Annotated in this window: 25 protein-coding genes and 1 other annotated feature; of the genes, 4 read left to right on the forward strand and 21 right to left on the reverse strand. The window is 29.8% G+C overall.

What is annotated here, in order from left to right:
* Positions 1-2: 2 nt before the first annotated feature.
* From K7H06_RS16740 to fusA, 4 genes are all read right to left on the reverse strand, one after another.
* Positions 3-515, reverse strand: coding sequence for a UvrB/UvrC motif-containing protein (locus tag K7H06_RS16740; RefSeq protein WP_223037170.1), 513 nt, complete (start codon positions 513-515; stop codon positions 3-5).
* Positions 516-517: 2 nt separating this feature from the next.
* Complete coding sequence (locus K7H06_RS16745; protein WP_223037171.1) at positions 518-988, reverse strand: CtsR family transcriptional regulator; 471 nt, start codon at positions 986-988, stop codon at positions 518-520.
* Positions 989-1,214: 226 nt separating this feature from the next.
* Entirely contained in the window at positions 1,215-1,454 is a 240-nt protein-coding gene (locus tag K7H06_RS16750; RefSeq protein ID WP_223037172.1) for a hypothetical protein, read from the reverse strand.
* Positions 1,455-1,613: 159 nt separating this feature from the next.
* On the reverse strand, positions 1,614-3,680 hold the full coding sequence (gene fusA / locus K7H06_RS16755) for an elongation factor G (RefSeq protein WP_223037173.1): 2,067 nt from the start codon (positions 3,678-3,680) through the stop codon (positions 1,614-1,616).
* Positions 3,681-4,140: 460 nt separating this feature from the next.
* Here fusA and K7H06_RS16760 point away from each other — a divergent pair, with 460 nt between their 5' ends.
* Positions 4,141-4,575 carry a hypothetical protein gene (locus tag K7H06_RS16760; protein ID WP_223037174.1) on the forward strand — a complete coding sequence of 145 codons (435 nt, stop codon included), beginning with the start codon at positions 4,141-4,143 and terminating at the stop codon, positions 4,573-4,575.
* A 79-nt stretch (positions 4,576-4,654) separates the two neighbouring features.
* On the opposite strand, the gene K7H06_RS16765 is transcribed toward K7H06_RS16760, so the two are convergent.
* From K7H06_RS16765 to K7H06_RS16805, 9 genes are all read right to left on the reverse strand, one after another.
* Positions 4,655-5,446: a 5-deoxy-glucuronate isomerase gene (locus K7H06_RS16765; RefSeq protein WP_223037175.1), complete on the reverse strand. Its 792-nt coding sequence runs from the start codon at positions 5,444-5,446 to the stop codon at positions 4,655-4,657.
* Positions 5,447-5,506: 60 nt separating this feature from the next.
* Positions 5,507-6,802 carry a TRAP transporter large permease gene (locus K7H06_RS16770; protein ID WP_223037176.1) on the reverse strand — a complete coding sequence of 432 codons (1,296 nt, stop codon included), beginning with the start codon at positions 6,800-6,802 and terminating at the stop codon, positions 5,507-5,509.
* A 1-nt stretch (position 6,803) separates the two neighbouring features.
* Complete coding sequence (locus K7H06_RS16775) at positions 6,804-7,295, reverse strand: TRAP transporter small permease (RefSeq protein WP_223037177.1); 492 nt, start codon at positions 7,293-7,295, stop codon at positions 6,804-6,806.
* A gap of 70 nt (positions 7,296-7,365) precedes the next feature.
* Positions 7,366-8,424, reverse strand: coding sequence for a TRAP transporter substrate-binding protein (locus K7H06_RS16780; protein ID WP_223037178.1), 1,059 nt, complete (start codon positions 8,422-8,424; stop codon positions 7,366-7,368).
* 143 nt (positions 8,425-8,567) lie between these two features.
* The gene (locus tag K7H06_RS16785) at positions 8,568-10,169 is read right to left on the reverse strand and encodes a response regulator transcription factor (protein ID WP_223037179.1); all 1,602 of its coding nucleotides are present in this window, start codon (positions 10,167-10,169) and stop codon (positions 8,568-8,570) included.
* A 1-nt stretch (position 10,170) separates the two neighbouring features.
* The gene (locus K7H06_RS16790) at positions 10,171-11,673 is read right to left on the reverse strand and encodes a sensor histidine kinase (RefSeq protein ID WP_223037180.1); all 1,503 of its coding nucleotides are present in this window, start codon (positions 11,671-11,673) and stop codon (positions 10,171-10,173) included.
* Between the two features lie 34 nt (positions 11,674-11,707).
* The gene (locus K7H06_RS16795; RefSeq protein ID WP_223037181.1) at positions 11,708-12,286 is read right to left on the reverse strand and encodes a sensor histidine kinase; all 579 of its coding nucleotides are present in this window, start codon (positions 12,284-12,286) and stop codon (positions 11,708-11,710) included.
* Positions 12,287-12,471: 185 nt separating this feature from the next.
* On the reverse strand, positions 12,472-14,835 hold the full coding sequence (locus tag K7H06_RS16800) for a sensor domain-containing protein (protein ID WP_223037182.1): 2,364 nt from the start codon (positions 14,833-14,835) through the stop codon (positions 12,472-12,474).
* 163 nt (positions 14,836-14,998) lie between these two features.
* Positions 14,999-15,370 carry a VOC family protein gene (locus K7H06_RS16805; RefSeq protein WP_223037183.1) on the reverse strand — a complete coding sequence of 124 codons (372 nt, stop codon included), beginning with the start codon at positions 15,368-15,370 and terminating at the stop codon, positions 14,999-15,001.
* 238 nt (positions 15,371-15,608) lie between these two features.
* Here K7H06_RS16805 and K7H06_RS16810 point away from each other — a divergent pair, with 238 nt between their 5' ends.
* Entirely contained in the window at positions 15,609-16,115 is a 507-nt protein-coding gene (locus K7H06_RS16810) for a ferritin (protein ID WP_223040061.1), read from the forward strand.
* A 26-nt stretch (positions 16,116-16,141) separates the two neighbouring features.
* Here the strand turns inward: K7H06_RS16810 and K7H06_RS16815 are convergent, their stop codons facing one another.
* The 7 genes from K7H06_RS16815 to K7H06_RS16845 all read right to left on the reverse strand — a co-directional run bounded on the left by K7H06_RS16815 (position 16,142) and on the right by K7H06_RS16845 (position 22,154).
* A complete protein-coding gene (locus K7H06_RS16815) occupies positions 16,142-16,612 on the reverse strand; it encodes a nucleoside recognition domain-containing protein (protein ID WP_223037184.1) in 471 nt (156 codons plus the stop codon).
* On the reverse strand, positions 16,609-17,034 hold the full coding sequence (locus K7H06_RS16820) for a nucleoside recognition domain-containing protein (RefSeq protein WP_223037185.1): 426 nt from the start codon (positions 17,032-17,034) through the stop codon (positions 16,609-16,611). The genes K7H06_RS16815 and K7H06_RS16820 overlap by 4 nt, the downstream gene beginning before the upstream one ends.
* 29 nt (positions 17,035-17,063) lie before the next feature.
* Positions 17,064-18,455 (reverse strand): asparagine--tRNA ligase, encoded by a 1,392-nt coding sequence (gene asnS, locus K7H06_RS16825; RefSeq protein WP_223037186.1) that lies wholly within the window; start codon positions 18,453-18,455, stop codon positions 17,064-17,066.
* 39 nt (positions 18,456-18,494) lie between these two features.
* Positions 18,495-18,728, reverse strand: a binding site (T-box leader).
* A gap of 102 nt (positions 18,729-18,830) precedes the next feature.
* Positions 18,831-20,150 (reverse strand): methyl-accepting chemotaxis protein, encoded by a 1,320-nt coding sequence (locus K7H06_RS16830; RefSeq protein WP_223037187.1) that lies wholly within the window; start codon positions 20,148-20,150, stop codon positions 18,831-18,833.
* 23 nt (positions 20,151-20,173) lie between these two features.
* Entirely contained in the window at positions 20,174-20,575 is a 402-nt protein-coding gene (locus K7H06_RS16835; RefSeq protein WP_223037188.1) for an STAS domain-containing protein, read from the reverse strand.
* Positions 20,559-20,999, reverse strand: coding sequence for an ATP-binding protein (locus K7H06_RS16840; RefSeq protein WP_223037189.1), 441 nt, complete (start codon positions 20,997-20,999; stop codon positions 20,559-20,561). Before K7H06_RS16840 ends, K7H06_RS16835 begins: the two co-directional genes overlap by 17 nt.
* Before the next feature lie 18 nt (positions 21,000-21,017).
* Positions 21,018-22,154 carry a PP2C family protein-serine/threonine phosphatase gene (locus K7H06_RS16845; protein WP_246637720.1) on the reverse strand — a complete coding sequence of 379 codons (1,137 nt, stop codon included), beginning with the start codon at positions 22,152-22,154 and terminating at the stop codon, positions 21,018-21,020.
* 197 nt (positions 22,155-22,351) lie between these two features.
* Between K7H06_RS16845 and K7H06_RS16850 the strand changes: the two genes are divergently transcribed.
* Entirely contained in the window at positions 22,352-23,563 is a 1,212-nt protein-coding gene (locus tag K7H06_RS16850; RefSeq protein ID WP_223037191.1) for a PP2C family protein-serine/threonine phosphatase, read from the forward strand.
* On the opposite strand, the gene K7H06_RS16855 is transcribed toward K7H06_RS16850, so the two are convergent.
* A complete protein-coding gene (locus K7H06_RS16855; RefSeq protein ID WP_223037192.1) occupies positions 23,560-24,174 on the reverse strand; it encodes a DUF2238 domain-containing protein in 615 nt (204 codons plus the stop codon). The genes K7H06_RS16850 and K7H06_RS16855 overlap by 4 nt on opposite strands.
* Positions 24,175-24,350: 176 nt before the next feature.
* Here K7H06_RS16855 and K7H06_RS16860 point away from each other — a divergent pair, with 176 nt between their 5' ends.
* Positions 24,351-25,355, forward strand: a complete 1,005-nt coding sequence (locus K7H06_RS16860) for a substrate-binding domain-containing protein (protein ID WP_223037193.1) — start codon at positions 24,351-24,353, stop codon at positions 25,353-25,355.
* The last annotated feature ends 8 nt before the right edge of the window (positions 25,356-25,363 follow it).

Raw genomic sequence — 25,363 nt, forward strand, 5'->3', positions numbered from 1 at the left:
TCCTAAAATTCTTCCTTTAAATGATTTTCAAGATCTTTGATTTTATCTCTAAGGATCACAGCTTCCTCATAAGCTTCCTTTTTTACAGCCTCATTTAACTTCAATTTTAATTCTTTTATTTCATTTTTTATTCTTAAAGAACCCCCTGCCCTTTTTGGTATTTTTCCTATATGGCTTTCATTTCCTTGAATCCTTTTTACCAAAGTATTTAATTTTTCTTCAAAAGCATGATAACACTTAGAGCATCCCAACCTTCCTAATTGTTTAAATTTTCCATATGTCATGCCACAATGATCACATTTTGTAGCTTTAACATAGTCTACTTTAATAGGCGAGTCCTGTATAGAATCTAATATACTTGTTAAAAAATTATTGATGGAAAAAGATGTATCAAAAGAAATTTGTTCATTTTGTTTGGCGCACTGCTCACATAAATGAAGCTCTGTCTTTTGATCATTCAATATTTTTGTCAAATGTACCGTGGCCGGTCTTTTATTACATTTTTCACACAACATTTTTATTCCCTCCCATTATAGTTGAATATAGCAATCATCATACTCTTTAAAAGGTTAGCTCTTACTTCATCTTTTATATTCATAGGTGTATGAATACTTCTATCACTTATAGCAGCTTTCATCAACACACTTTCTCTTTCTGTAATAATTTTTTTTTCCTTTAATACTTCAATAATAGATGAGCCTCTCATTTTACTAACACTATCTCCTATTTCCTCAAGAAGCATCCTTACATATTCATTTTTATCAACATTTATCTTAAAAATCTTTATATGTCCACCTCCACCCCTTCTACTCTCAATCAAATATCCCTTATCAAGACTAAATCGAGTGGTAAGTACATAATTTATTTGCGAAGGCGCACAGTTGAAATAACTTGCTAATTCATTCCTCTGAATCTCAATACTTTTATTATTCGCATCTTGTAATAATTCCTTTAAAAAAATTTCAATAATATCACTTAATCTTGGCATATTCATCTCCTCATTTTTGACTTTCTTTGACTTTAGTTTAATAAAAAAAGTCTCATCCTTCAAGTTTAATTTCTTTGAGATTTATCAGATTTTTTCATATATATTTAGTATTTGCTTTATTTTTCTATTGTTTTCTATCTATTTTTGCCTTTTACAGTAAATATTATAATATTATTCAAAACTCTTTTATTCTAAAAAAAAAAAGCCAATCAATGATTGACCTTCTTTAATTCTTCTTTCTATGGGCAATAATATGATATTTATCATCATCATGTCCTCCCTTTGGAAGTACATCAAATCCATTATTCCTTAATATGTCAAATAAATAATCTGCCTGAGTCGCATCATTAGCATCCATAGTAATAATTAATTCATCCTCTTCACCTACTTCTTTTAATACATCTATTAATTGGGTATTTGCATTCATCCCTAATTCCTTATCATAATTTACATAATGATCTGTCATTGTTTTCCTCCTTCTTATTTTTTGTTCTATAATATTATTCTCTTTTAACGTAGTTTACTATTCATCAATAAAAAACAATAATCTTTTCATAAAGTTACTAAATACTTTCACATAAAAATAAATAAAGATGGTGGTTACACCATCTTTATTTACGCTCTATTATTTTTTTGCCTTTACCCCTTCAACGATTTTAGGACTAAGATGAGCTGGTACCTCATCATATCTTATAAATTCCATTGTAAAACTTCCTCTTGCCTGTGTCATAGAACGAAGGTCTGTTGCATACTTAAACAACTCTGCTTGAGGAGCTTCTGCAACAACTTTTTGACTACCATCTCCAGCAGGCTCCATCCCAAGAATTCTTCCGCGTCGTTTATTCATATCTCCCATAATATCTCCCATGTAATCCTCTGGAATAATAATCTCTACATGCATAATAGGTTCAAGGAGTATTGGACTTGCTTCTTCCATTCCTTTTTTAAATGCCAATGATGCAGCAATCTTAAATGCCATTTCAGAAGAGTCTACATCATGATAAGATCCATCATACAAAATTGCTTTCATATTTACAACTGGAAATCCTGCTAAAACTCCACATTCTAAACATTCTCTTAAGCCTTTTTCAACAGCTGGAATATAGTTTTTAGGAACAGATCCACCAAAGATTTCTTCCTCAAATATAAACTCCTCTTGTGCTGGTTCAAATCTTATCTTTACATCTCCATATTGCCCATGTCCGCCTGATTGCTTTTTATGTTTCCCTTGTACATCTGCCTTTCCTTTGATGGTTTCTCTATATGGAATAATTTGATCTACCAATGTTACGTCTACACCAAATTTATTTTTTAGCTTACTTGTAATCACATCGATATGCATATCCCCTTGCCCGCCTATAAGGGTTTGCTTTGTTTCCTTATTTCTCTCTACAACAAAAGTGGGATCTTCTTCTGTTAATCTATTTAATCCTGTACCGATTTTTTCTTCATCCCCTTTAGCCTTTGGCTCAACTGCCATAAATAATGTAGGTTGAGGAAATTGAATCTTCCCATATTGAACAGGGTTATTTTTATCACATAAAGTATCTCCAGTTTGAGCATATTGAAGCTTTGCAACTGCTACAATATCTCCAGCAACAACTCGGTCTACCTGGATTTGGCTTTTCCCTCTCAATAAAAACATGCTTCCTATTTTCTCTATTTCATCCTTTTCAGGATTATATACTTCCATATCTCCTTTTAACTCACCAGAAATCACTTTCATCAAGGATATCTTTCCAACATATGGGTCAACAATGGTCTTAAAAACTAACGCTGAAAATGGTTCTGAAGTATTTATATGTCTAATTACTTCACTTTGGTCATTCGGATTTATTCCATGATAAGGCTTCAAATCCTTTGGAGTTGGCATATAAGTATCAATCATATTCATTAAGGTATGTATCCCAATATTATTCACTGCAGAACCTACTAAAACAGGGACAATAGAGCCATCTAAAACACCTTTACGTAATCCCACATGAATTTCTTCCGGTGTAAATGGTTCTCCTTCAAAATATTTTTCCATCAATACTTCATCACTTTCAGCTACAGATTCCATGAGCATGTCTCTGATTGGCTGAATTCTCTCCATCCATTCTTCTTTTATTGGTGCATCTACACATTCTTTTCCATTATATTCCCTTGCTACTAAATCTACTACATTCACAAGTCCTCGGAGACCTCGATCTGTTCCTAATGGAATAGCAAAAGGTGCAATGGCCTTTCCAAATTTTTCTCTTAACTGATTAATGGTCTTATCATAATTAACGTTTTCCTTATCCATCTTATTTAAAAATATTAATTTAGGCATTTTTCTCTTGCTTGTATATTCCCAAGCTTTTTCCGTTCCAACCTCAACTCCTGAAGTTGCATCTACTACAATAATTGCTCCTCCAGAAATTCTCAAAGCACTATTTACCTCTCCAACAAAGTCGAAGTATCCTGGTGTATCTAAAATATTATATTTATCTTTATTCCATTCAATAGGAATTAAACTCGTATTAATAGAAAGATTTCTATCTATTTCTTGCTTATCAAAATCTGATACAGTATTTCCGTCTTCTGTTTTTCCGATTCTATTTGTAACCTTCGTTGTATATAGCATTGCTTCTGTTAAAATAGTCTTCCCACAACCACCATGTCCAACTAATGCTACATTCCTTATTTTGTCACTTACATACGCCTTCATTTGTCTTCCCCCTCACTCCAATATTTGTTGTAATGTTTAGACAACTCTAAATAAATATATTCTATATTTTTCTGAAGATTCCTTCTTATTTAATAAATTTTGTATTTTTTTGTATATTCAAAATTCTATATTTTATTACAAACATTAAATTTATCTTTCTCCTATTTTTCCTATATATTTCTATTATTATACCTTTTTCTTTCTCTCCTTATAAACTATACTCTCCTTGAAATTAAGCGTATTATCCATAGATTTACCTATTAACACCCCTTACAAATTGATGCTATTTTTTTGAATTATAGACATAAAATTTAAATCTGAAAAAAATGTAGTCGAGCGAAAATTCGGAAAACTTCAATGTTTCATGAAGGAATTTGAAAATATTTACAGAAATTTATTTATGCAGATAAAAAAGTTTACTTTAAAAATATTCAACAAAATATCTTGGAGGTATTTTATGATGAAAATTACTAAAAAAATGTATGAGGAATATCTAAACGAATTAGGTGTTCCAGAAAATGAAAAATTTGAAAACGGTGGTAACTATAGAGGGAAAAAGTATGGAAGCTGGCTGAGAAGAAATGATAAAGCAGCTTTCGACATAGGCTATAATCAATATGTAGTCATTAAAAATATTTCATATATTTTAAAGGAAGAACATATTGAAAAAGAATGTCATGTTCTTACACCTATTGAATGTTCATATAATAACTATCAAGGCAGACCACCTTTATTAATGATCACCAGCGAATTAGAAAGTACATTTATTGCTGAATTTATTGATGAATGGATTCCAAAAGATAAGTATTTGCTTAAGCCTTGTTCTAATTATTGTCTTGGAGTTTATCCTAGGAAAAGTCAAGAACAATTCATAACCAGATTAATGGTTGGATAAAAGAAATGTTAAAAAGGAGCATCTCTGCTCCTTTTTAATCAAACTCCTTTTTATCTAAAAAAAATATATCTTTATATTTCTATTTTTCAGGCCATATTTTAGCCTTTGGATCCTCTAACCATTTATGCTGATCTACAACAATTGGCTTTATGTAAGGGTTATTTTCTAAATGTCTAATCACCCAAATATAATACATAGCATATCCAGGGGCTGCTACTTGAGGATGCACAAGATTAGATTCTATCATAACAGTATCATTATGCTCTAATAGTTCTCCCTCTTCTCCAAGCTTTAATAAGCCAAATCCATTTTCAGGATAAAATTTATAAAAATAAATTTCAGGTTGTGCATGATAATGAGATGGGAATCCTGACCATTTACCTGGATAATGTACATCTTCTCCTAATACTAAGTTGGAATCTGCTGATATGGATTTATCTAGAATAGTTTTTACAATTCTAGTCCCTACTTCATTCATTAATCCTTTTCCTCTAACTTCTATCCTACAATCATTTTCTGTATATAATTTAGATGGAAAAACAATATCATTTCTAGTTTTATGAACAGATATTTCTGTATCGTCTGCCACACCAGTAATCTTAACTTCTACATCCTTTGGCACATGTAAGCACCAAGGATTGTTCTCTATAAAAGATTCTCTTTTGATGGTTTCTTTATTTCCTTCCCATTCAAAAGTAACTTCTCCTTTAATTAGTAAAAAAGCTCTCTCTTTTTCTTCTTTGCTTACTTCTTCTTGTCCTTTTTCTAATCTTAAAATTCCAAAATCCATTAAATAATCTTTATACTCTCCATCAATATCAACGATATCATTATAGCCTGGCTTAAATCCATCTTTTTGTTGAAATTTCATAAAATCAATCCTTTCTTCATCGATTATATATCTTTTGCTTGTACTTTTAAAAAAATATTTTTAATTCATAAATGTATTTGGAACATACATGACTATATTAGGAATAAATGTTACTAATATTAATACAACAACCATGATTAGATAAAATGGGAGCATTGATTTTGTAATTTTTTCAATTGATATCTCACCTACAGCACATCCTACAAATAATGCAGAACCTACTGGTGGTGTACACAAACCTATAGCAAGATTAAGAATCAACATAATACCAAAGTGTACAGGATGCATTCCTAATTTAGTTACTACAGGTAGTAATATAGGTGTTGTAATAAGAATTAATGGGGCCATGTCCATAATACATCCTAATAACAATAATAACACATTTAAGAATAATAATAACATATATTTATTATTTGTCATTGTTAAAAGAGCATTTGTTGCTAATGCAGGTACTCTAAGGTAGGCTAAAAGCCAACCAAAAGCTTGTGCTGTTGCAATTAAGCTTAACACTAGAGATAATGTTTTTAATGAGTTATATAAGATCTTATTCATTCTAGTAATTGGTATTTCTCGATAAACAAAAAAAGTGATAACAAAAGCATATATACATGCAATTGCTGCAGATTCAGTAGCTGTAAATACTCCTGAAAGTACTCCTCCAATAATAATCACTGCTGTCATAATTCCAAGCAATGCATCTTTAGCAATTTTTATTCCTTCCTTAAAAGATATTTTTTTTCCCTTTTTATATCCTCTTTTCACAGCTATAATATAACTGACAATCATCAATCCTACTCCTAATAATACACCTGGCACAAATCCACCTAAAAATAATTTTCCTACTGAAACGCCTCCTGCTGCTAAAGAATAAATAATCATATTATGACTTGGAGGAATAATTACCCCTTGACAAGCACTTGTTACAGTAACACCTACAGAATAATCTGCATCATAGCCATTCTTTTTCATCATAGGTATAAGTATAGCACCAATAGATGATGTATCTGCAACAGCAGACCCTGAAATTCCTCCAAAAAACATACTCGCAAGAATATTTACCTGTGCAAGACCACCTCTTACCCTTCCAATCAATACATTAGAAAACTCAATAAGTCTTCTTGATATTCCTCCTTCTCCCATAATTTCTCCTGCTAAAATAAAAAATGGAATTGCCATAAGAGAAAAAGATTGTATCCCTTTAACCATTTGTTGTAAGATTGACATAAGAGGTATTTTTAGATAAATAGCAGTAATAATAGAAGATACACCTAATGCAAATGTTATAGGTACCCTTAAAACTAAAAATAAAATAAAAGAACCTATTAGAAGAAAAATTGCAAAATTTAAATCTGGCACTCTAATTCTCCTCTCCAATTTTTTTAAGTCCTAATAAATTACTAAATGAATCATAAATAATTAATAAAGCAGAAACAATTAAAACTCCATATAATCCTCCATTTGGCAAACCCGTAGCTGGAAGAGTTGACAGCATACCGTATTTTACTAATTTTATACCATATATGAACATAATGATTCCAAAAAAAAGAACTACACTATCCCCAAACTTAATGATTACTTTTTCCCATTTACTAGGAAAAAACCGCATAAAAAATTCAATGCTTATATGAAGCTTTTTCTGAACGCCTATAGCTAAACTGATAAATCCAAACCATACCATCATTAGTAGTGCTATTTCTTCAGACCATACAATACTAAAACCTAATACATATCTACAAAACACTTGTATGCTAATGAGTACCGTCATCAAAATAATCAATACTTTGGCAAAGTTGGCTAAAATATAATGAATATAGTCAAATACAGTTTTTATCATATTCATTTTTTTCATATCCATCTCCTTTAAGTTATATAATATTCAAGTCGAATAAAAATTCGACTTGAATGTTATGAACATGTTCTTATTTTACATCTTTTATTTTCTGAACAATGTCTTTGTAATCTGCCGCAAATTCATCATATATAGGTTGTACTAATTCTACAAACTTTTCTTTTTCCACAGGATCCAATTTTGTAATTTTACATCCAGCAGCTACAACCTTTTCTTCTGATTCTTTTACTTTTTGATTCCATAATTTTCTTTGTAATTTTATAGAATCTTTTGCTGCTTGTTTAATAATCTCCTGATCTTCTTTAGAAAGCTTATCCATTGTCATTTTACTAGCTACTACAATATCTGGTACTCTTGTATGTTCATCTACAGTATAATATTTTGCAACTTCATATTGACTTGATGATTCATAAGTTGGAATATTATTTTCAGCTCCATCGATAACACCAGTCTGTAGTGCACTATAAGTTTCACCATGTGGCATTGGAGTAGGTGACACGCCTAAAGAAGAAAGAAGACTTACCATAAGCTTACTCTCCATAGTTCTAATTTTTAATCCTTTTAAATCTTCAATTGTTTTTATTTCTCTTTTTGCATTATAAAAACTTCTTGCTCCAGATTCATAAAAACATAATCCTGTAAACCCTGAATCTCCTAAGCTATCAAGAAATTCTTGTCCAATTTCTCCATTAAGAACCTTCCACATATGCTCTGAATCTCTATAAAGATATGGTAATGTTAATACATTTAATTTTGGTGAGAAATTTGTAAGAGGTGACAAACTTACTCTTGTAAAATCTATTCCCCCAAACTGTACTTGTTCAATTGTAGCTTTTTCTTCTCCAAGTTGATTCCCTGGATAAACTTCAACTTTTATTCTTCCATTTGTTCTTTCCTCTACTAATCTTGCAAATTCTTTATCTGCTTTTGTTGTCGGATAATCATCCACATGACTTTCTGCAAATCTTAATACAATTTGATCCTTAGGCTGTTCTTGTGATACTTGTTCACTTTGTTCTTCCGTTTTTTGTGATGCATCTTCTTCCTTTGCAGTATTCTGACCACATCCTGTAAATAAAGCTCCTACTAATAATATACTAACTAATACTGATATTAATTTTTTGAACACGTTTTCCCCTCCTAAATTTTATTTAATTCTTACATATACATTTTATAAGATTTAAAATTTTAATTCATTAAATTATATTGTTATTCAAATCCACATTTTGTTCTCTTTATAAAAATAAAAAAAATTAGAACAATTATGTCATATTATTGTCCTAATAGCATTATTTTGTTCCTATATTCTGTAGGAGTTACTTTTTCTATTCTCTTAAATACTCTTGTAAAATAATTTGAATTACTGTATCCTACAAGATTACTTATTTCCTTAATACTTTTATTGGGTTCTTTTAAAAAGCTTTTCGCTTTTTTTACTCTTACACTAGTAAGATAATCTATAAAATTCATTTTCTTATAAATTTTAAACAATTTACTAAAATAATAAGAACTAAATCCAATCTTGTTAGCCATATCCTCTAAAGTAATATCTTTCATATAATTTTCTTCAATATATTCACACGAACGCTCAATAAGACATCCAATTCTATCCATTTTAGATTGACTAATTTTCTCCATAATGCTTTTTAAATTTTCTTTCATATAATTTTTAATTTCAGGAACACTTTCAATATATTGAAAATCATCAAGAAAATTTATCATACTATCATACTCATCATTTGTTTCTTGTACTATACTTTTATTTATACTAATTAAAAATTCATAACTTTTTTGATGAATCTCTTTCATTGAATCAAAAAACTGCACAAACAAATCTATGATCTCATCAATTATCATGGCCACTTCTTTTTCTTCGCACTGAATGATCTTTTCGCACAATATTTTCTCCTTTTCAAAAGGATATTTAAAATATTTTTTGTCATATTTTATTTCATTAAAACTACATACATCCATAAGATGTTCTGCTTTTTTACAGGCTATTTTAGCTTGTAAAAAAGATTTATTCATCTTATTAATTGAATGAAATTGATTTCCTATTCCTATATGAATCTTTACATATAGCTGTTCTTCTATAACTTTATAAATTTCTTTGAATATTCTTTGAATATTCTTTTCTTTCTTTTCAAGTTCTTTCTCTTTTGCACCAATTAGCAAAATATATATTATATTATTCACATCATTTATAAAACTATATAAACCATATTTTCGTAAACAATCCTTCAGTTTCTGTATACATCTTCTTTTCATCATACTATCTTGAAAAAAACGATTCTCCATATCATCAAAAGTATTTTGAATGGTTATGGCAACAGCAACACCACTTTTAAAATGAATGTCCAAAATTGAAAAATACTCCATAATATACTTTTCATCCGTATAACCTAATACTAGGGACGACACTAAATCATCTTGTAAACACTTTGTCATCTGCTCTAGTTTATCACGAAACTCTTTTTCATGAGTTTTTTCAATATATTCCTTGTCCAAATGAGAAATCACTTTATTGAGTACTTCAATAATTTGTTCATTGGTAGATGGCTTTATAATAAAATCCTCCACCCCCACTTTGATTGCATCTTTAGCATATTCGAAGTAATCAAAAGCTGTTAAAAAAATAATCTTACAATCCGGTTGTGACTGCTTTATAATCTTTGAAGCTTCTATTCCATTAATTCCTGGCATTTTAATATCCATTAATATAATATGCGGAAGAAATTTGCTAGCTTTATTTATTGCCTCTCGTCCATTTTCAGCTTCTTGAATCTCTGCTATTCTTAATTTATTTTTAGTAATAATAAATTGAAGTGCTTGTCTTTCTATTAACTCATCATCTACAATCATTAATCTATACACCTTATTCTCCCTCCTTCTTTTTCTCAACAAATGATATGACCACTACTGTTCCTAACCTCAATTTACTTTTTATTTTAAAACTATCTTCATCGTTAAAGTAGATATTTAATCTGTTCATTACATTTTTAATGCCAATCATTGTTGTATGCCCTTTTGAATTCATTTCTTTATGATTAAATATATGCTGTAATCTTTCTTTTGAAATCCCTAATCCATTATCAATAATTTTAATAAAAACCTTATTATTTTTCTTCATTATTTTTATACGTACTTTTCCACCCTTTTCTTTTGGTTCAATTCCATGGATAATTGCATTTTCAACGAGAGGTTGTAATGTAAAACATGGTATATAAATATGATCTATATCCATGTTACACTTAATATCAAACTTTATTCTATCTTTGAAGCGATATTGTTGTATGTATAAATACTCTTTTATAATATTTAATTCCTTTGATAGGGGTACCTCTTTTGTATGATTCCCTAGACTATATCTAAGAAGATTAGACAGGGATTGTATTAATTTTGTAGTAATACCAGCTTCTTCAAACATACTTGTTCTAGAAATGGTATTTAATGTATTAAAAAGAAAATGAGGATTGATTTGTGATTGTAATGCTACAAACTTTGCTTCTTTTAATAATTGCTGCATTTTCAGATTTTTCAGTTCTTCTTCATGCAGTTTATTTTCTACAATAGATTTTGTTCTTAAATCATTCACTAACGTTCTAAGATTTGCACTCATTTTATTAAATGAATTTGCTAATATCCCTAATTCATCTGTTGACTTTACCCATATTTTTTTAACATTTAAATTTCCTTCTGATATTTCAATGGAGGCTTGGGCTAATTTTTTAATTGGTGCTAATAAGAGATTCGAAAATATAATGCCAAATGCCATGCATAACAAAAAAATTAAAATAATGATGCTAAAGGTAATAATCCTCATGATTTTTACTTTGTTAGCTAGTTCATTATAAAATAAACTACTTTCACTCAAACTAACATATAACAATTGATGAACATAATTTTGTATATATGTACTTATAGAAACAGCTTTATAAACATGTTCATAATAATTTTGTTCATTATACATATCTTTTCTAATACTAATTGCTATATCACATTCCCTATAATATGAAATAAGTGAGTTTTTAATAGCTCTAATTAATGCATTCATTTTCATCCCTTTTGAGTTTTTCTCTACCTGCTCTAATGTAGTATTAATTGAATTCACGCTTTCTTTGTATTTTTCCAAATCCTCTTTTTTCATATTTTTCAAATAATTTTTGATAACTTGTGTATTTTCTTGAAGCTGTACAAATAATTTATTAATGGTAAAATGACTATTTAAATTATCCTTAAATTGTTCTACAAATTTATAAGCTTCATTATTGGAATAAAAGCTTATCCAACTCACACACACAATAACCGTTGTAAAAAATATTAATAATTTGTTTTTAATAGAAACCTTATACCATCTACTTTTTATATCTTTGATCATAGAATATGACCTCCTTAGGATACACGATTTTGTCTTATTGTAATAATGGCAAGTTTATTACTACTAAAGTCCCTTTCCGTTCTGAACTCTTAATTTTTAGAATGTCTTGTACTTTATAATAATTACATAATCGGTCAAAAGTAGATGTAATCGTTCCATACTCCTTATTACATGTTTTATCCTCTACATATTCATTAGAATAACAACCTATTCCATTATCATGAATTTTTATTACTAACTGATGATTTAACTTATATATACGACTTGTAATTTTTTTTATACCTTCTTTGTTTTCAAAAGCATGATATATGCAATTTTCAACAAAAGTCATTATAGTGTAGTGTGGAATATACAGATCAAGACAACTTTCTTCTATATCCATATCATACTGTAATATATCTCCAAATCTAATTTTAAAAATTTCTATAAAATTATTTGCTGCTTCTATTTCATCTTTTAATCTAAGTATTTGTTCTTGCCTGCCAAATTTGTATCTTATCATATCTATTAAGTTTTTAATTGCTTGTTCTGTTCGATTAGCATTTTCTATTGCAGCAATCCTTGATATAGAACCTAATTGAATAATGAGATTATCTAATAAATACTTTTTCATTTTGATAAACCTCCTACAAATTAAATACATATAATTTCGAAAGAATACTCCTCTAATAATTGGTATACTATACATAATTCCATGATTCCATAATTTAATATTATCATATATCGCCTTCAATATTCGACATATATAATTGAAAATCGCCAAAAACAACAATAATTCAGCGAGTTCATCTTGCTGAATTATTGTACTTGTTTTACAAGCATCTTCTCCATTTTTTCTATAGGTACTGGTTTACTAAATAAATATCCTTGATATTCTTTACATCCAGCTCTCTTCAAAAGTTCCAATTGTTCTTTAATTTCTACCCCCTCTGCAACCACTATTATATTTAGGGCTTTAGCCATAGTAATGGTTGCTAAGATAATAGCTTTATTTACCTGATCGGAACAAATCTCATCTACAAATGATTTATCAATTTTCAATACATCTATAGGAAATGATTTTAAATAGTTTAACGAAGAATATCCTGTTCCAAAATCATCTAATGATAAACTAATCCCTCTTTTCTTAATTTGATCAAAAATCATCTGTGCATAATAAGTATCTTGCATAGCAGCCGTTTCTGTAATCTCTAAATTGAGTAAAGTTGGATCAATTCCTGACTCATCTATGATTAAATCGAGGGTATCAATAAATGTACTATCGTTGAATTGGTTAGGAGATATATTAATAGCAACACTTTTAGGATTTATTCCTTTATCTACTAATTCCTTAATTTGTTTGCAAGCCATTTCTAATACTAATCTATCTATATTTTTTATTAATCCAGATTGTTCAGCAATAGGTATAAATTTAGCTGGAGAAATAAATCCCATTGTTGGATGATTCCACCTTACTAATGCCTCCCATCCTACAATTTCACTTGAATTTATATGAATTTTAGGTTGATAATATAAAGTAAACTCTCTCTTCTTTATGGCTTTTATAATTCCTTCTTTAATTTCAATTTCTTCATCAACTTTATTATTTAATATATTATCAAAAAATTTAAAATTATTTCTTCCACTCTCTTTAGCTTGGTACATAGCCATATCTGCATTTTTTAGTAAATTATCTACATTTTTCCCATGTTCAGGAAACATGGCAATCCCAATACTACAAGTAATATGTATTTCCTTTTCTTTTAAATAAAAGGGTTTTGAAAAAGTTTTAATCATTCTATCTGCTATCTTCCAAACATTATTAGATGCATTTACGTTATTCAATATAATCATAAATTCATCTCCACCCAAGCGAACAACCGAATCATCTTCTCGAACACATTCCTTAAATCTTTTTCCAACATATTTTAAAAGAGTATCTCCAGTTCCATGCCCTAAAGAATCATTGATGTACTTAAATCTATCTAAATCTACAAACATAACCCCTACCATATTCTCTTTTTTTAAAGCATTACGAATAGCAAATTGTAATATATCTTTTCCAAGCCTTCTATTTGGCAAATTGGTAACCATATCATGATAAGCTAAATATTTTATTTCTTCTGCATTCTTTTTTAACTTACTGATATCTCTTTGAAAAACCACAATATATTTAGGATCTCCGCTCTCATCATAAATCACAGAACTTGAACAATCTACCGTAATTACTTCATTTGTTTTGGATATAAACTGCATTTCACAACGCTTAGAACCCTTATTTAAAAGAATTGAAAGTTCCTTATAAAATGTTTTTTTTGAGTATGCAGTTAAAAACTGAGCCAATGATTTATGACACATTTCTCTTTCAGAATACCCCAAGGTTCCTTTAGCTGAATCATTCATTTCTAAAATAATTCCATTTTGATCTAACACATAAATCATATCAATAGCCGTTTGAAAAAAAGATCGAAATTTTTTCTCACTTTCCTTTAACTCTTTTAACGCCCTCATCAATTCATTTTGATGACTGATGATTTGTACGTTTTTTTTGCTTAATAGTTGATTACTCTCTTCTAATTCTATATTTTTATTTTTTAGCTCTACGGTTTTTTGAACAACTTTTTTTCTTTCTAAATCAAAATTATCAATAACGATTTTTACAATAATACCCAATATCAATAAGCAAATAAGCACCCCTGTAAAAAGATCTATATACCTGTCTTTCAATGATTGATAATATATGATATTGTGAGGATAATAATACTCAGCAATGATTAACACACTTATCACAAATATATTCATAAAAAAAATAAATTTTCTTTTTTTGCCTCTTAATATAATCAAAGAAACAGTCAAACTATATGTAAAATAGTAGGGAATACTTCCATAGGAACCTCCATTGGTAAACCAAAAAACTGTCAAAATACATAAAACAATAATTGAATAAATTAATTTACATTGAATCTTTCTATATTTAAGTAGAAAGAATACAATGGTAGCTATAATTGCACCCACAGCCAAAGCCATTATATGAATAGGTTCCATATTTTGAGCATAATTGATAGGAACTAATATGATCATCAATAAAGCTGAAAGTAAACTTAAAATGTATAAAATACGATATTCTAGAGAAAATTCTTCAATATTTCCTATTATTTTCATCAAAGCTGATTTTATTTTCATTGTTGGTTCATTCCTTTTCCGCACTTTTTATACATATTTTAGCATATATTGATAGTTATTTACATATATTTATACTAAAAAAACTCGTGCTTATCCTCTTTGCACGAGCTTTTAACTTTAATGATTCCTAAACATATCTATTCCACATTATAGTTATAGCAATTTATCTTTTTTCAGGTAATATTTCAATCCAATAGCCATCAGGATCATTGATAAAATAAAGGCCCATTTTTTTATTTTCATAGCAAATACATCCCATTTCTTTATGTAATTCATAGGCCTTTTCATAGTCATCCGTAGTGAACGCTAAATGAAACTCATTATCTCCTAAATTATAAGGTTTTTCCCAATCTCTTAACCAAGTTAATTCTAATCTATGAGGAGTCATTTCATCTCCTAAGAATACAAGAATAAAACTCCCATCTTCAGCTACTTTTCTTCTAGTTTCCACTAGTCCTAGTGCTTGCTTATAAAAAGCAATACTTTTTTCTAAATCTAAAACATTAATATTATTGTGATTAAATGAAAATTTCATTAGATAGCCTCCTTTATGCTGAATATCTTCATAGTGCCATTTTTCATGTTTTATGTCAAGAAAAACATATTCTTTTTTATTTTCATCAGCATGTTAGATTTTTAAACTTAATTATATAAACTTAAAAATTGATTCATACTAATTAGGAAAGTTTTTTATTTTTTGAATGAATTATTGTTTAAAAAATCTATTTAGGTGGTAATAAATAAACATGATGATAAAAAGAGGAGGCTTTTTTATGATTAGTGAAAAATTAATGCAAGCATTAAATGACCAAATTAACTATGAGTTTTATTCTGCAAATATTTATTTAGCTATGGCAGCTTTTTGTGCTCATGAGGATTTGGATGGTTTTGCAAACTTTTTTAAAGTGCAAGCTGAAGAAGAAAAATTTCATGCAATGAAATTTTTTGATTACGTAGTTGAAATGGGAGGAAGAGTAACTATGTCTGCCCTTGATGAACCACAAAATGAGTATACTTCTATGTTAGACGCCTTCAAGAAAGGCTTAGAACATGAAAAATTAGTAACGGAGAGAATTTATAAATTAACAGACCTAAGCATGGAAGAAAGAGAACACGCTACCATCAGCTTCTTAAAATGGTTTATCGATGAACAAGTGGAAGAAGAATCTACTTTTGGTAGTATCATCAAAAAACTTGAACGAATCAGTGATAACAGCAACGCTCTTTACATGTTAGATGCAGAACTTGCACAAAGAACCTTTACACCACCTGCTCAGTAGATTGACTCACAAAAAAATCAAGGATCTCATATGAGATCCTTATTTTTATCTAATTCAGATAAATCATTTAAATTGATTCTCTTTGACAGAAAATAGGTTATACCTACAGCCATTAAAAGCCTTACTCCTAATAAAACATATCCATTTGCACCTACAGCAACAAACAATAGTGTATCTTCAAAAACTGCATGACAAGTAACCAAAAAAGCTACTAACAAAATCAAATCCTTCTTTGTCAAATCCCCTTCCTTAGAACTTTGAATAATCACACCAGCTCCATAAGATATGCCAAAGATAACCCCTACTAATAAGGGAAGAATTGCATCTTTAGATACACCCAATAATTTTGTCAATCCTTTAAAATGTTGTGATAGTTTATTTAAAACATGATAATCTTTTGCAATCTGCAGGACAATCATTAATGGAATAACTATAAGAGCTATAGAATATACGGACGATAAGCTTCCTATTAATCCTTCTTTCAAAATATCCATCATAATAATGCACCTACCTGTCCTACAATCATTCCTACGATAACAGCTAAGCCTGCTCTTAAGGCAATGACTTTTCCAATATTTGCGTCTAATTTTTTGACAACTGCTGTTTCAACAAATAAAGAATGGGAAAAGGAAAGCATAATCCCTATGGTAGTTATTTGCATAGGGGTTAAGGATATAGCCTTAATGGCTCCTAATGCTGCATATAGATTCAAAGTATTTCCTAAAACCAATACAATGGCAGCTTCTCCTGGTAAATGAAACAACCCCATAAGAGGCTTAAATACGTAAGCTATCCAGTCAAGAACTGGTGTATGCTTTAAAATGGTTATGAAAATATACACAGGAATAATAATTTTTCCGAGCATCCAAGTGGTTTCTATTCCTTTTTTGATTCCTGTTTTGATAGAATCTATCAGCATATCTCCCACCCCTTCTTATTTATTTTTTCTTAAAATTCAGCAGATTTCACTGTTCTTGGGAAAGGAATAACGTCTCTTATATTACCCATTCCTGTCATATACATAATCAATCTTTCAAATCCTAGTCCAAATCCAGCATGCTTCGTTCCGCCAAATCTTCTAAGCTCTAAATACCACCAGTAATCTTCTTTGCTAAGATTCATCTCATCCATTCTCGCTTCTAATACATCTATTCTTTCTTCCCTTTGGCTTCCACCAATAATTTCACCTACTCCTGGAACTAATAAATCAGTGGCTGCTACAGTTTTACCATCTTCATTCATTCTCATATAGAAAGCTTTAATATCTTTTGGATAATCTGTTACAAATACAGGCTTTTTATATACTTTTTCTGTTAAGTATCTTTCATGTTCTGTTTGAAGGTCACAGCCCCATTCTACAGGATATTCAAATTTCACCTTAGCTTTTTTTAGTACTTCAACAGCTTCTGTATAAGTAACTCTTCCAAAATCAGAACTAACAATATTATCAAGTCTCTCTAATAATCCTTTATCAATGAACTTGTTGAAAAACTCCATTTCTTCTGGTGCATTTTCTAATACATAATTAATAACATATTTAATCATATCTTCTGCTAATTCCATATCATCCTCAAGATCTGCAAAAGCGATCTCAGGCTCAATCATCCAAAACTCTGCAGCATGTCTTGCAGTATTTGAATTTTCTGATCTAAATGTTGGCCCAAAGGTATATACATTTCTAAAAGCTAATGCATAACTTTCTGCTTCTAGTTGTCCACTTACTGTTAAGTTTGTTTCTTTTCCAAAGAAATCTTCCTTAAAATCTATCTTTCCTTCCTCATTTTTAGGAATATTTTCTAGATTTAATGTAGATACTCTAAACATTTCTCCTGCACCTTCACAGTCACTTCCTGTGATGATTGGTGTATGGGTATAAACAAATCCTCTTTCTTGGAAAAATTTATGAATTGCATAGGCTGCAATAGAACGAATTCTAAACACAGCTGAGAAAGTATTACTTCTTGGTCTTAAATGAGCAATCGTTCTTAGATATTCAAGAGTATGTCTCTTTTTCTGAAGAGGATAATCTCGATCAGCTGCTCCCTCCACCTCAATTTTTGTTGCTTTGATTTCAAATGGTTGCTTTGCGCCTGGTGTAAGTACTAACTTTCCTTCTACAATAATAGAAGAACTAATTGTAAGCTTTGAAAGTTCCTTAAAGTTATCTAGATTTTCTTCAAAAACTACTTGAATGTTTTTAAAAAAGCTTCCATCATTCACTTCAATAAAACCAAAAGCCTTTGATGCTCTAAGGGTTCTCACCCAACCTGCAATAGTGATTATTTGATCTTCATGTTTTTCTGTTTGTCTATAAATTTCTTTAATAGATGTTGTTTTCATATTCTTCCTCCTCCTCAATCAAAAAAACCTCTCATCCTACAAAGGGACGAAAGGCTAAATTTCGCGGTACCACCCTGATTGCCAAATGGCCAACTCATCAGTACAAAATACTTTTCAATAGATAACGGTTTTAGCCGTCTAAGCCTACTTTCATAAAAGATTTCGGTTAGAAACTCAGAGATGTTCTTCAATATAGGTCCTGTATCGATCTTTCACCACCACCGACTCGCTTCAACTTTTTCCCATATCTACTCTTCTCGTCCTCGTTTTTGATTATATAATTGGTTCATTGATATTATAATATTTAGAAAATAATATGTCAAAACTTTTCCTATTTATTTTACCCATAAATTTTTGTTCTATCAATACATTCTTTTATTCTGTTTTAAATTTATGTGCTTCATCTTTTAATCGATTTGCCATAGATGTAAGTTCTGTACACTGACTAGCCATCTCTTCTGTAGATGAAGATTGTTCCTCTGTTGCAGCAGCAACTTCCTCTGCTGATGCAGATGTTTCTTCTATAATGCTAGATATTTGTTCCATATCTTCAAATACCTTATCTGTAATATTTTGAATATGCCCAAATATTTCATATATGTCCTTTGTATCCTTTTCTGTTTCTTCTACTTTATCAACTATTTGTGTTAACGCTTCTCCACCCTTTTTGATAATATCTACTTGAATATTTACCTTTTCTAAATTGCTTTCCATAGTCCTTACGGTAACAGATGTTTCAGCTTGAATATCTTTTATGAGTCCTGTAATACTCTTTGCAGCATTTTCAGATTCCTCTGCAAGCTTTCTAACTTCTTCTGCAACTACTACAAATCCTTTTCCTGCTTCTCCTGCACGAGCAGCCTCTATAGAAGCATTTAACGCCAACAGATTGGTCTGATTTGCAATGTTTGAAATCATTGTAACAATATTTCCAATCTCACCTGATCGTTTTCCCAACTTTTGAATAGAATCTGTGGCAAATTCTACTGTCCTTGTTACAGAAGATAGATGATTGATGGCTTCCCCAATAGCATTTCTTCCTGTGTAAGCAATCTTTGTAGAACTTTCAGCATTATTTAAGGTTCTTTCTGCTTCTTCTAATCCATTCATAACTTCTTCTTTATTCTTTTCCATCATATGAACGATTTCTTCTGCAGCCTCTGTCTGACTAACAGCTCCTGTAGCCACTTCATTTGTAGCCACAGCAATTTCTTCTGATACTTTTCCTGTCTGATTAGCTGCTAACTCTATTTGAGAAGCAATAAGTGCAGTATTTTCTGCGGCTTTCTTTACATCTGCTATAATAATTTTTGTATTTGCTATAAATTTATTGAATGCTTCTGCTAATTCTCCTATCTCATCTCTATTTTTTATCTCAATCTGCTGAGTTAAATCTCCACCATTTTCTGCTAAAGTATTAAACTTTTTCTTCATCTCTATCATTGGATTAAGAAAATGTCTTAATAATAAATGAAATAATACTACGGCTATAAAAGTAAACCCCACTCCCAATAACATGCCATGATTTAGATTTTTCTCCATTATTTTTACCATTTTCGAATGATCATTCTCAGCAATCAATAAGTTGAAGCCAGCATGCATTTTATATGTATAAAATGTAACTGTTAATCCAAGAAAAATAGCTACTAACACTGTCAACTTAAAAATTAAACTCCCCTTCTTCGTCTTACCCATTTACTGTCCTCCTCATATAGTCATTAATATTCTTCTAACTTTATAGCAAATTGCTTATTCTTCTTATTTAAAATATTTATTCCATCTTCTAAGGTCTCAACAACACAAAATACTTGATCTAATTTTGAAATACCAAATAATTCTCGAATCATTTTATCCTTCACTAATATTACCATATTTTCATCATTTTTCATCAATTTTTTTCCCAAATTGATTAAAAACCCAAATCCAGTACTGTCAATCTGGGTAATATTATGTAAATCTACTATATATCCATCTTCTTTTCTTATCAGTTCATCAACTTGCTGTTTTGCCCATTGAATAGTCGTATAAATAAGCTTTCCTTTTATAATAAATTTTTGATACCCTCCTATCATTTCTCCTGTCAGTTCTATCTTTAACTTTTGACTATTGATTTTTTCCATCTTTTCTTACCCCCTTGATCAGTCTAAATACAGCATCTCCATTTATATCTATATCATATGTAAAATTGTCTACAAAATGCTTGATAAAAAGCATTCCTCTCCCTCGTTCATTCCATATAATATCATCAAATCCAATTTGATTTAAGGATTGAGCTACTTCATCTTTTAATCCACCACATTTATCTCGAATAATGATTTCAACCCTTTCCTTATGAGCAATAATCTTTATTTTGATATTTTCATGATGATTTTTTCCATAATATTTTTCTGTTGCTTCTATACTATTAATAACTGCCTCATGAGCAGCAAAATGTAACTCTTTGCAATATGGAAATTCTACTTGTTCCATTATTTTCTGTAACCACTCATCAATACACTCTATAGAACTCATTTCTGCTAGATATTCACCCTCTACTTCTATCACCTTATCCCTCCCTTTATATTATGGACGCACCTTTATATGAACAATAGAAATATCATCCTTTCTTTTTACCAATTCTATATTACACATAATATACTCTAAAAAAGAAGAAAAGTTGTCATGATTTTTTTCATAAAGTTGCTCAATACTGTTTAACACTTTATCCTTTGAAACGCCTAAAAAATCACTAATCCCATCAGAATAAATATATAATTCAAAAGGTTTTTTATAAGATAAACGTCCTATAGTTATATTTAACTCAGCTGTAATACCAATTGGAATACATCCTTCTTCTAAAAATTCGTGCCTTCCATCTTCATAGAGCATAATCCCTCTAGGATGTCCTGCATTTACATATTCTATTGTTTTTTCCTTTGTATCAATCACTACATATATAGCTGTTAAATAATAATCTATATCATTATTCACCGTATGATTGAAACGAATCATATGCTTATTTAACTCTTCTATAACGATTTTAGGATCCTTCACACTCATAACCCCCGGAAGGAGTGAACGAATATACATACAAATCATAGAGGTGGCCGTTCCATGACCCATCACATCAAAAAGAATCATTCCATATTTAAAATGATCTACTTTTTTCCAATAATATAAATCTCCCCCTAAAAAAGTTTCTGGATTATAAAATCCATTTATAACGATTTTTTCTTTATTTAATGACTTTGGTAGCATATTCATCTGAATCTGTTTTGCCATCTTTAAATCACTTAAAAGGATTTCCTCTCTTTTTTTTCGGCCATCTTTCTCTAGTTTAAACTTTAATACAGATTTAATTCTCGTAATCACTTCTATTGGATTAATAGGCTTTGTGATATAATCTGAAACACCTACTTCAAAAGCCTTTTTAAGATTTTTCATATTAGATGAAGAACTAATTGCAATAATAGGTACATTATCAAACCTTTTTTCCAACCGTATTTGTCTACAAAATTCTATTCCATCAATTTCCCGCATCATCAAATCTGTTAAAATTAAATCTACCAAAGGGACGTCTTCATCAAAATTATTCCTCAAATATTTAGACACTTCTATTGCAGAGCTTATTTCAATCAAGTTGGCATATCCTGTACTTTCTAATATTTTTCTCAAAATAATTCTATCCATATGATTGTCATCTACAATCAATATTCTCATTCTATTCAATAATTTTACATCTCCTCAACAAATGTCCTTTTTGAATTTATTCATCATTTTCTCATACCGTTTATAATTATTCTACATATTACAAATTTACCCTTTTTTTATTGTTATTTTACAAATATCTAAAAACCACCCTATATTTTTATATAATATGTTACAATGAGTTTAATCCAACTTTTCGAGGTGATATCATGGAACTTTCTCTAAAACAATTAAAAGATTCAAATCATTTTTTAAATATTATATTTGAAAATATTACATCTGCCATTTTTTTAGTAGATAAAAATATAGAATTACAACAATTCAATGAACCCTTTAGCGTTTTATTCGATAAAAAAGAAGATCAAATCATTGGTAAACTATGTGGAAATGTCATTGGATGTCAATATACTGTTGAAGAATCAAAAAATTGTGGTTCAACAAGTAATTGTGAAAAATGCATCATTAGAAAATCTATCTTAAAAGCATTTCATCATCAACGACCTACCTTTAAAAAAATCGTTACTCGAAATTTTTATATCAATGATCAATCTATAGAGAAATATTTTCAATTTACTACTAAATATCTTAACTACAATGGTGAAGCTATGGTATTAATTATTTTGGATGATATTACAGAAATTGAAAATAGTAAATTAGAACTACAAAAAAGAAATGAAATGATTGAAACCTATCATAATCGAATTCGAGATGAATTAGCTCTTGCTAAAAGTGTTCAACAAAATCTTATTCCTAATAAACTTCCTCAAATAAAAGGAATATCTTTATGTGCTATTTATAAACCTCTAGAAGAAATTGGAGGAGATTTATATGACTTCATAAAAATAGATGAACATTCTTTGGGGATTTTTTTAAGTGATATATCTGGTCATGGTGTTCCTGCTGCCATGATTACCGCTATGGTAAAAGCCATTATGGAAACAAGCAACCATCTTTTTCACCATCCAGCAGCCTTTATCAATTATTTGAATAGAAAACTCATTAATATATCTGAAAATATGTACTTAACTGCATTTTATAGCCTTTATAATAGTCAAACAAAAAAACTTACCTATATGAGATGCGGTCATCCTTATCCTTTAATTCTTAGAAACGGAGAATGTATAGAAATGAAAGAGGGAGGAAGTACTATTTTAGGTGTATTTGAAAATATAAACTTTGAAAGTAAATCCATTACCCTCCAAAAGGGAGATAAAGTTATCTTCTATACAGATGGATTAACAGAAACAAGAGAATATCCCCATACCATCTCCAAGGAAGACCTTCATAACATTTTATTAAAACATACCCATAAAAAAATAGATTCCTTTATCCATGATGCCTATGAAGAAATCATCAATCTAAAAGAAAGTAAAACCATTGAAGATGATGTGTGTATTTTAGGAATGGAAATACATGATTAGCTCTTATGACTACTCCTTAAGGAGTAGTCATGATATTTACCAAGAACTAATAAAGCAGTAATCGCTCCCCATAACGCAAATAACATATCCCATTGAGTATCCCATATATCTCCTTGGGTTCCTAAAAAAGCTTCTGCTGCAGTTCCTGTAAGGAGTGCCACTGTAAATTCAAGGAGTTCATATGTAGCGCTAATAGCAAGACACATGCTAACCACTATACAAAATAACCATTTCCCTTTCTTAAGAACTCTATTTCTTAAAAGTATTTCTCGAATAATCATAGCAGGAATAAATCCTTGAGCAAAATGTCCCAACCGATCATAATAATTACGAGTAAGATGAAAAATATCTTTGAACCAATTAAATAGAGGCATTTCTGCATAAGTATAATGTCCTCCAACAATTAATATAATGGCATGAATCCAGATTAAAAAATAAACCAAATTGGTAAATCGAAATTTTGGATAAATAAAAATAAGTATAGTTCCCCCAATAACAGCTGGAAAAACTTCTAAAAACCATGTAAATAAATCCTTAGGATGAATCACTGACCAAATTAAAATACCGATTAGGCTTACCAATAAACATAAGTGAAAGTTTCTATCGTTCATAATACCCTCCTCATCTATTATAACACTACTCTTTTTCCACAAAATTCGTTTATTTATTTTATCATAATCAATCTTTCTAATGCAATATAAGTATAATTTAGAAGGGATTTGTAATCACTTGTCGAATTGAGAAAAAATGCATGTATTTCTATATTTTATATCAAAGGAGGACCCACATGAAAAAATCAACCTTAGGATGTATACTGTTGTTTTTAATTGTTTTTTTATTACCTGCATGTTCATCTAATCAATCTAATTTAGACGATGAAATCGATCAGCTTATTGAAAAAAGACTCAACAAAGAGAAAAGTATTGAATCATTGGCCCAGCGTCCTATAACGGACAAAGAAGTTTTTGTTATTCTGAAAAAAGATGTGTTTTTTAAAAATATTGCAAAAACCCTTACACCGAAGTTAGAAAAAGAAGGTTACAACGTTCATATTCAATATTCCTCCGATTCAGATCAAAGAACAAAAGAGGAAATAGAAGCCATTGAAGAAGCTATTTCATCTAAAGCAGAAGGAATCATTATTTCACCAGGAGATAGTACATCCCTTATTGATTCTTTGAAAGAAGCCCAAGATCAAGGAATAAAAATGGTCATATTAGATAAAGAGATCGACAAAACTAAATCAAAAGAAAAAGGCTTATCCTCTCTTCCATATCTTCATATAGATAATGAAACGTCCTTTTACAATGGCGTTAAATCCTTAGAAAATTTAATAAAAGAGCCTACAGAAGTATTGATGCTTTTAGGAAACCAAAATTCTTCTATTGCCGTAAAAAGGAAGCTAGGGGGCCTTCGTGCCATAGAAGAAATAGGAAACTTACATATAGCTAGCATGGAAGATGGTCTTTGGCGATTAACCAACGGCTATGAAATAACAAAAAAATCATTTTCTAAAAATCCTAATATAAAGGTAATCCTATCTGGAAATGACAGTATGGCTTTAGGGGCTTTACAATATATTGAAGAAGCTAATTTGAAAGATGTGATCATCACAGGATTTGACGGGTTGCCAAAAGCAAAAGAATCCGTAAAGAAAGGAAATTTTCTATACACTATTGAGCAAGATGCTAAAGACTATGCAAAAAAGTCAGCAGAAACCATCATAAAGCTTATGAATAAGGAAAGTGTTCCAGAAGATATCATCATCGACACCCATATTATTACAAAATAGGAGGCCAT

Source organism: Crassaminicella profunda (genome assembly GCF_019884785.1).
GTDB lineage: Bacteria > Bacillota > Clostridia > Peptostreptococcales > Thermotaleaceae > Crassaminicella > Crassaminicella profunda.

Bases quoted from the DNA above. Each gene is read 5' to 3' on its own strand.
- K7H06_RS16835 (WP_223037188.1), bottom strand. From the start codon at position 20,575: ATGGAAAAAATCAATAGTCAAAAGTTAAAGATAGAACTGACAGGAGAA.
- K7H06_RS16800 (WP_223037182.1), bottom strand. From the start codon at position 14,835: ATGAAAATAAAATCAGCTTTGATGAAAATAATAGGAAATATTGAAGAA.
- K7H06_RS16830 (WP_223037187.1), bottom strand. From the start codon at position 20,150: ATGGGTAAGACGAAGAAGGGGAGTTTAATTTTTAAGTTGACAGTGTTA.
- K7H06_RS16745 (WP_223037171.1), bottom strand. From the start codon at position 988: ATGCCAAGATTAAGTGATATTATTGAAATTTTTTTAAAGGAATTATTA.
- K7H06_RS16820 (WP_223037185.1), bottom strand. From the start codon at position 17,034: ATGCTGATAGATTCTATCAAAACAGGAATCAAAAAAGGAATAGAAACC.
- K7H06_RS16740 (WP_223037170.1), bottom strand. From the start codon at position 515: ATGTTGTGTGAAAAATGTAATAAAAGACCGGCCACGGTACATTTGACA.
- K7H06_RS16855 (WP_223037192.1), bottom strand. From the start codon at position 24,174: ATGAACGATAGAAACTTTCACTTATGTTTATTGGTAAGCCTAATCGGT.
- K7H06_RS16810 (WP_223040061.1), top strand. From the start codon at position 15,609: ATGATTAGTGAAAAATTAATGCAAGCATTAAATGACCAAATTAACTAT.
- K7H06_RS16805 (WP_223037183.1), bottom strand. From the start codon at position 15,370: ATGAAATTTTCATTTAATCACAATAATATTAATGTTTTAGATTTAGAA.
- K7H06_RS16790 (WP_223037180.1), bottom strand. From the start codon at position 11,673: ATGATCAAAGATATAAAAAGTAGATGGTATAAGGTTTCTATTAAAAAC.
- K7H06_RS16765 (WP_223037175.1), bottom strand. From the start codon at position 5,446: ATGAAATTTCAACAAAAAGATGGATTTAAGCCAGGCTATAATGATATC.
- K7H06_RS16795 (WP_223037181.1), bottom strand. From the start codon at position 12,286: ATGAAAAAGTATTTATTAGATAATCTCATTATTCAATTAGGTTCTATA.
- K7H06_RS16750 (WP_223037172.1), bottom strand. From the start codon at position 1,454: ATGACAGATCATTATGTAAATTATGATAAGGAATTAGGGATGAATGCA.
- K7H06_RS16775 (WP_223037177.1), bottom strand. From the start codon at position 7,295: ATGAAAAAAATGAATATGATAAAAACTGTATTTGACTATATTCATTAT.
- K7H06_RS16760 (WP_223037174.1), top strand. From the start codon at position 4,141: ATGAAAATTACTAAAAAAATGTATGAGGAATATCTAAACGAATTAGGT.
- fusA (WP_223037173.1), bottom strand. From the start codon at position 3,680: ATGAAGGCGTATGTAAGTGACAAAATAAGGAATGTAGCATTAGTTGGA.
- K7H06_RS16845 (WP_246637720.1), bottom strand. From the start codon at position 22,154: ATGAGAATATTGATTGTAGATGACAATCATATGGATAGAATTATTTTG.
- K7H06_RS16860 (WP_223037193.1), top strand. From the start codon at position 24,351: ATGAAAAAATCAACCTTAGGATGTATACTGTTGTTTTTAATTGTTTTT.
- K7H06_RS16850 (WP_223037191.1), top strand. From the start codon at position 22,352: ATGGAACTTTCTCTAAAACAATTAAAAGATTCAAATCATTTTTTAAAT.
- K7H06_RS16815 (WP_223037184.1), bottom strand. From the start codon at position 16,612: ATGATGGATATTTTGAAAGAAGGATTAATAGGAAGCTTATCGTCCGTA.
- asnS (WP_223037186.1), bottom strand. From the start codon at position 18,455: ATGAAAACAACATCTATTAAAGAAATTTATAGACAAACAGAAAAACAT.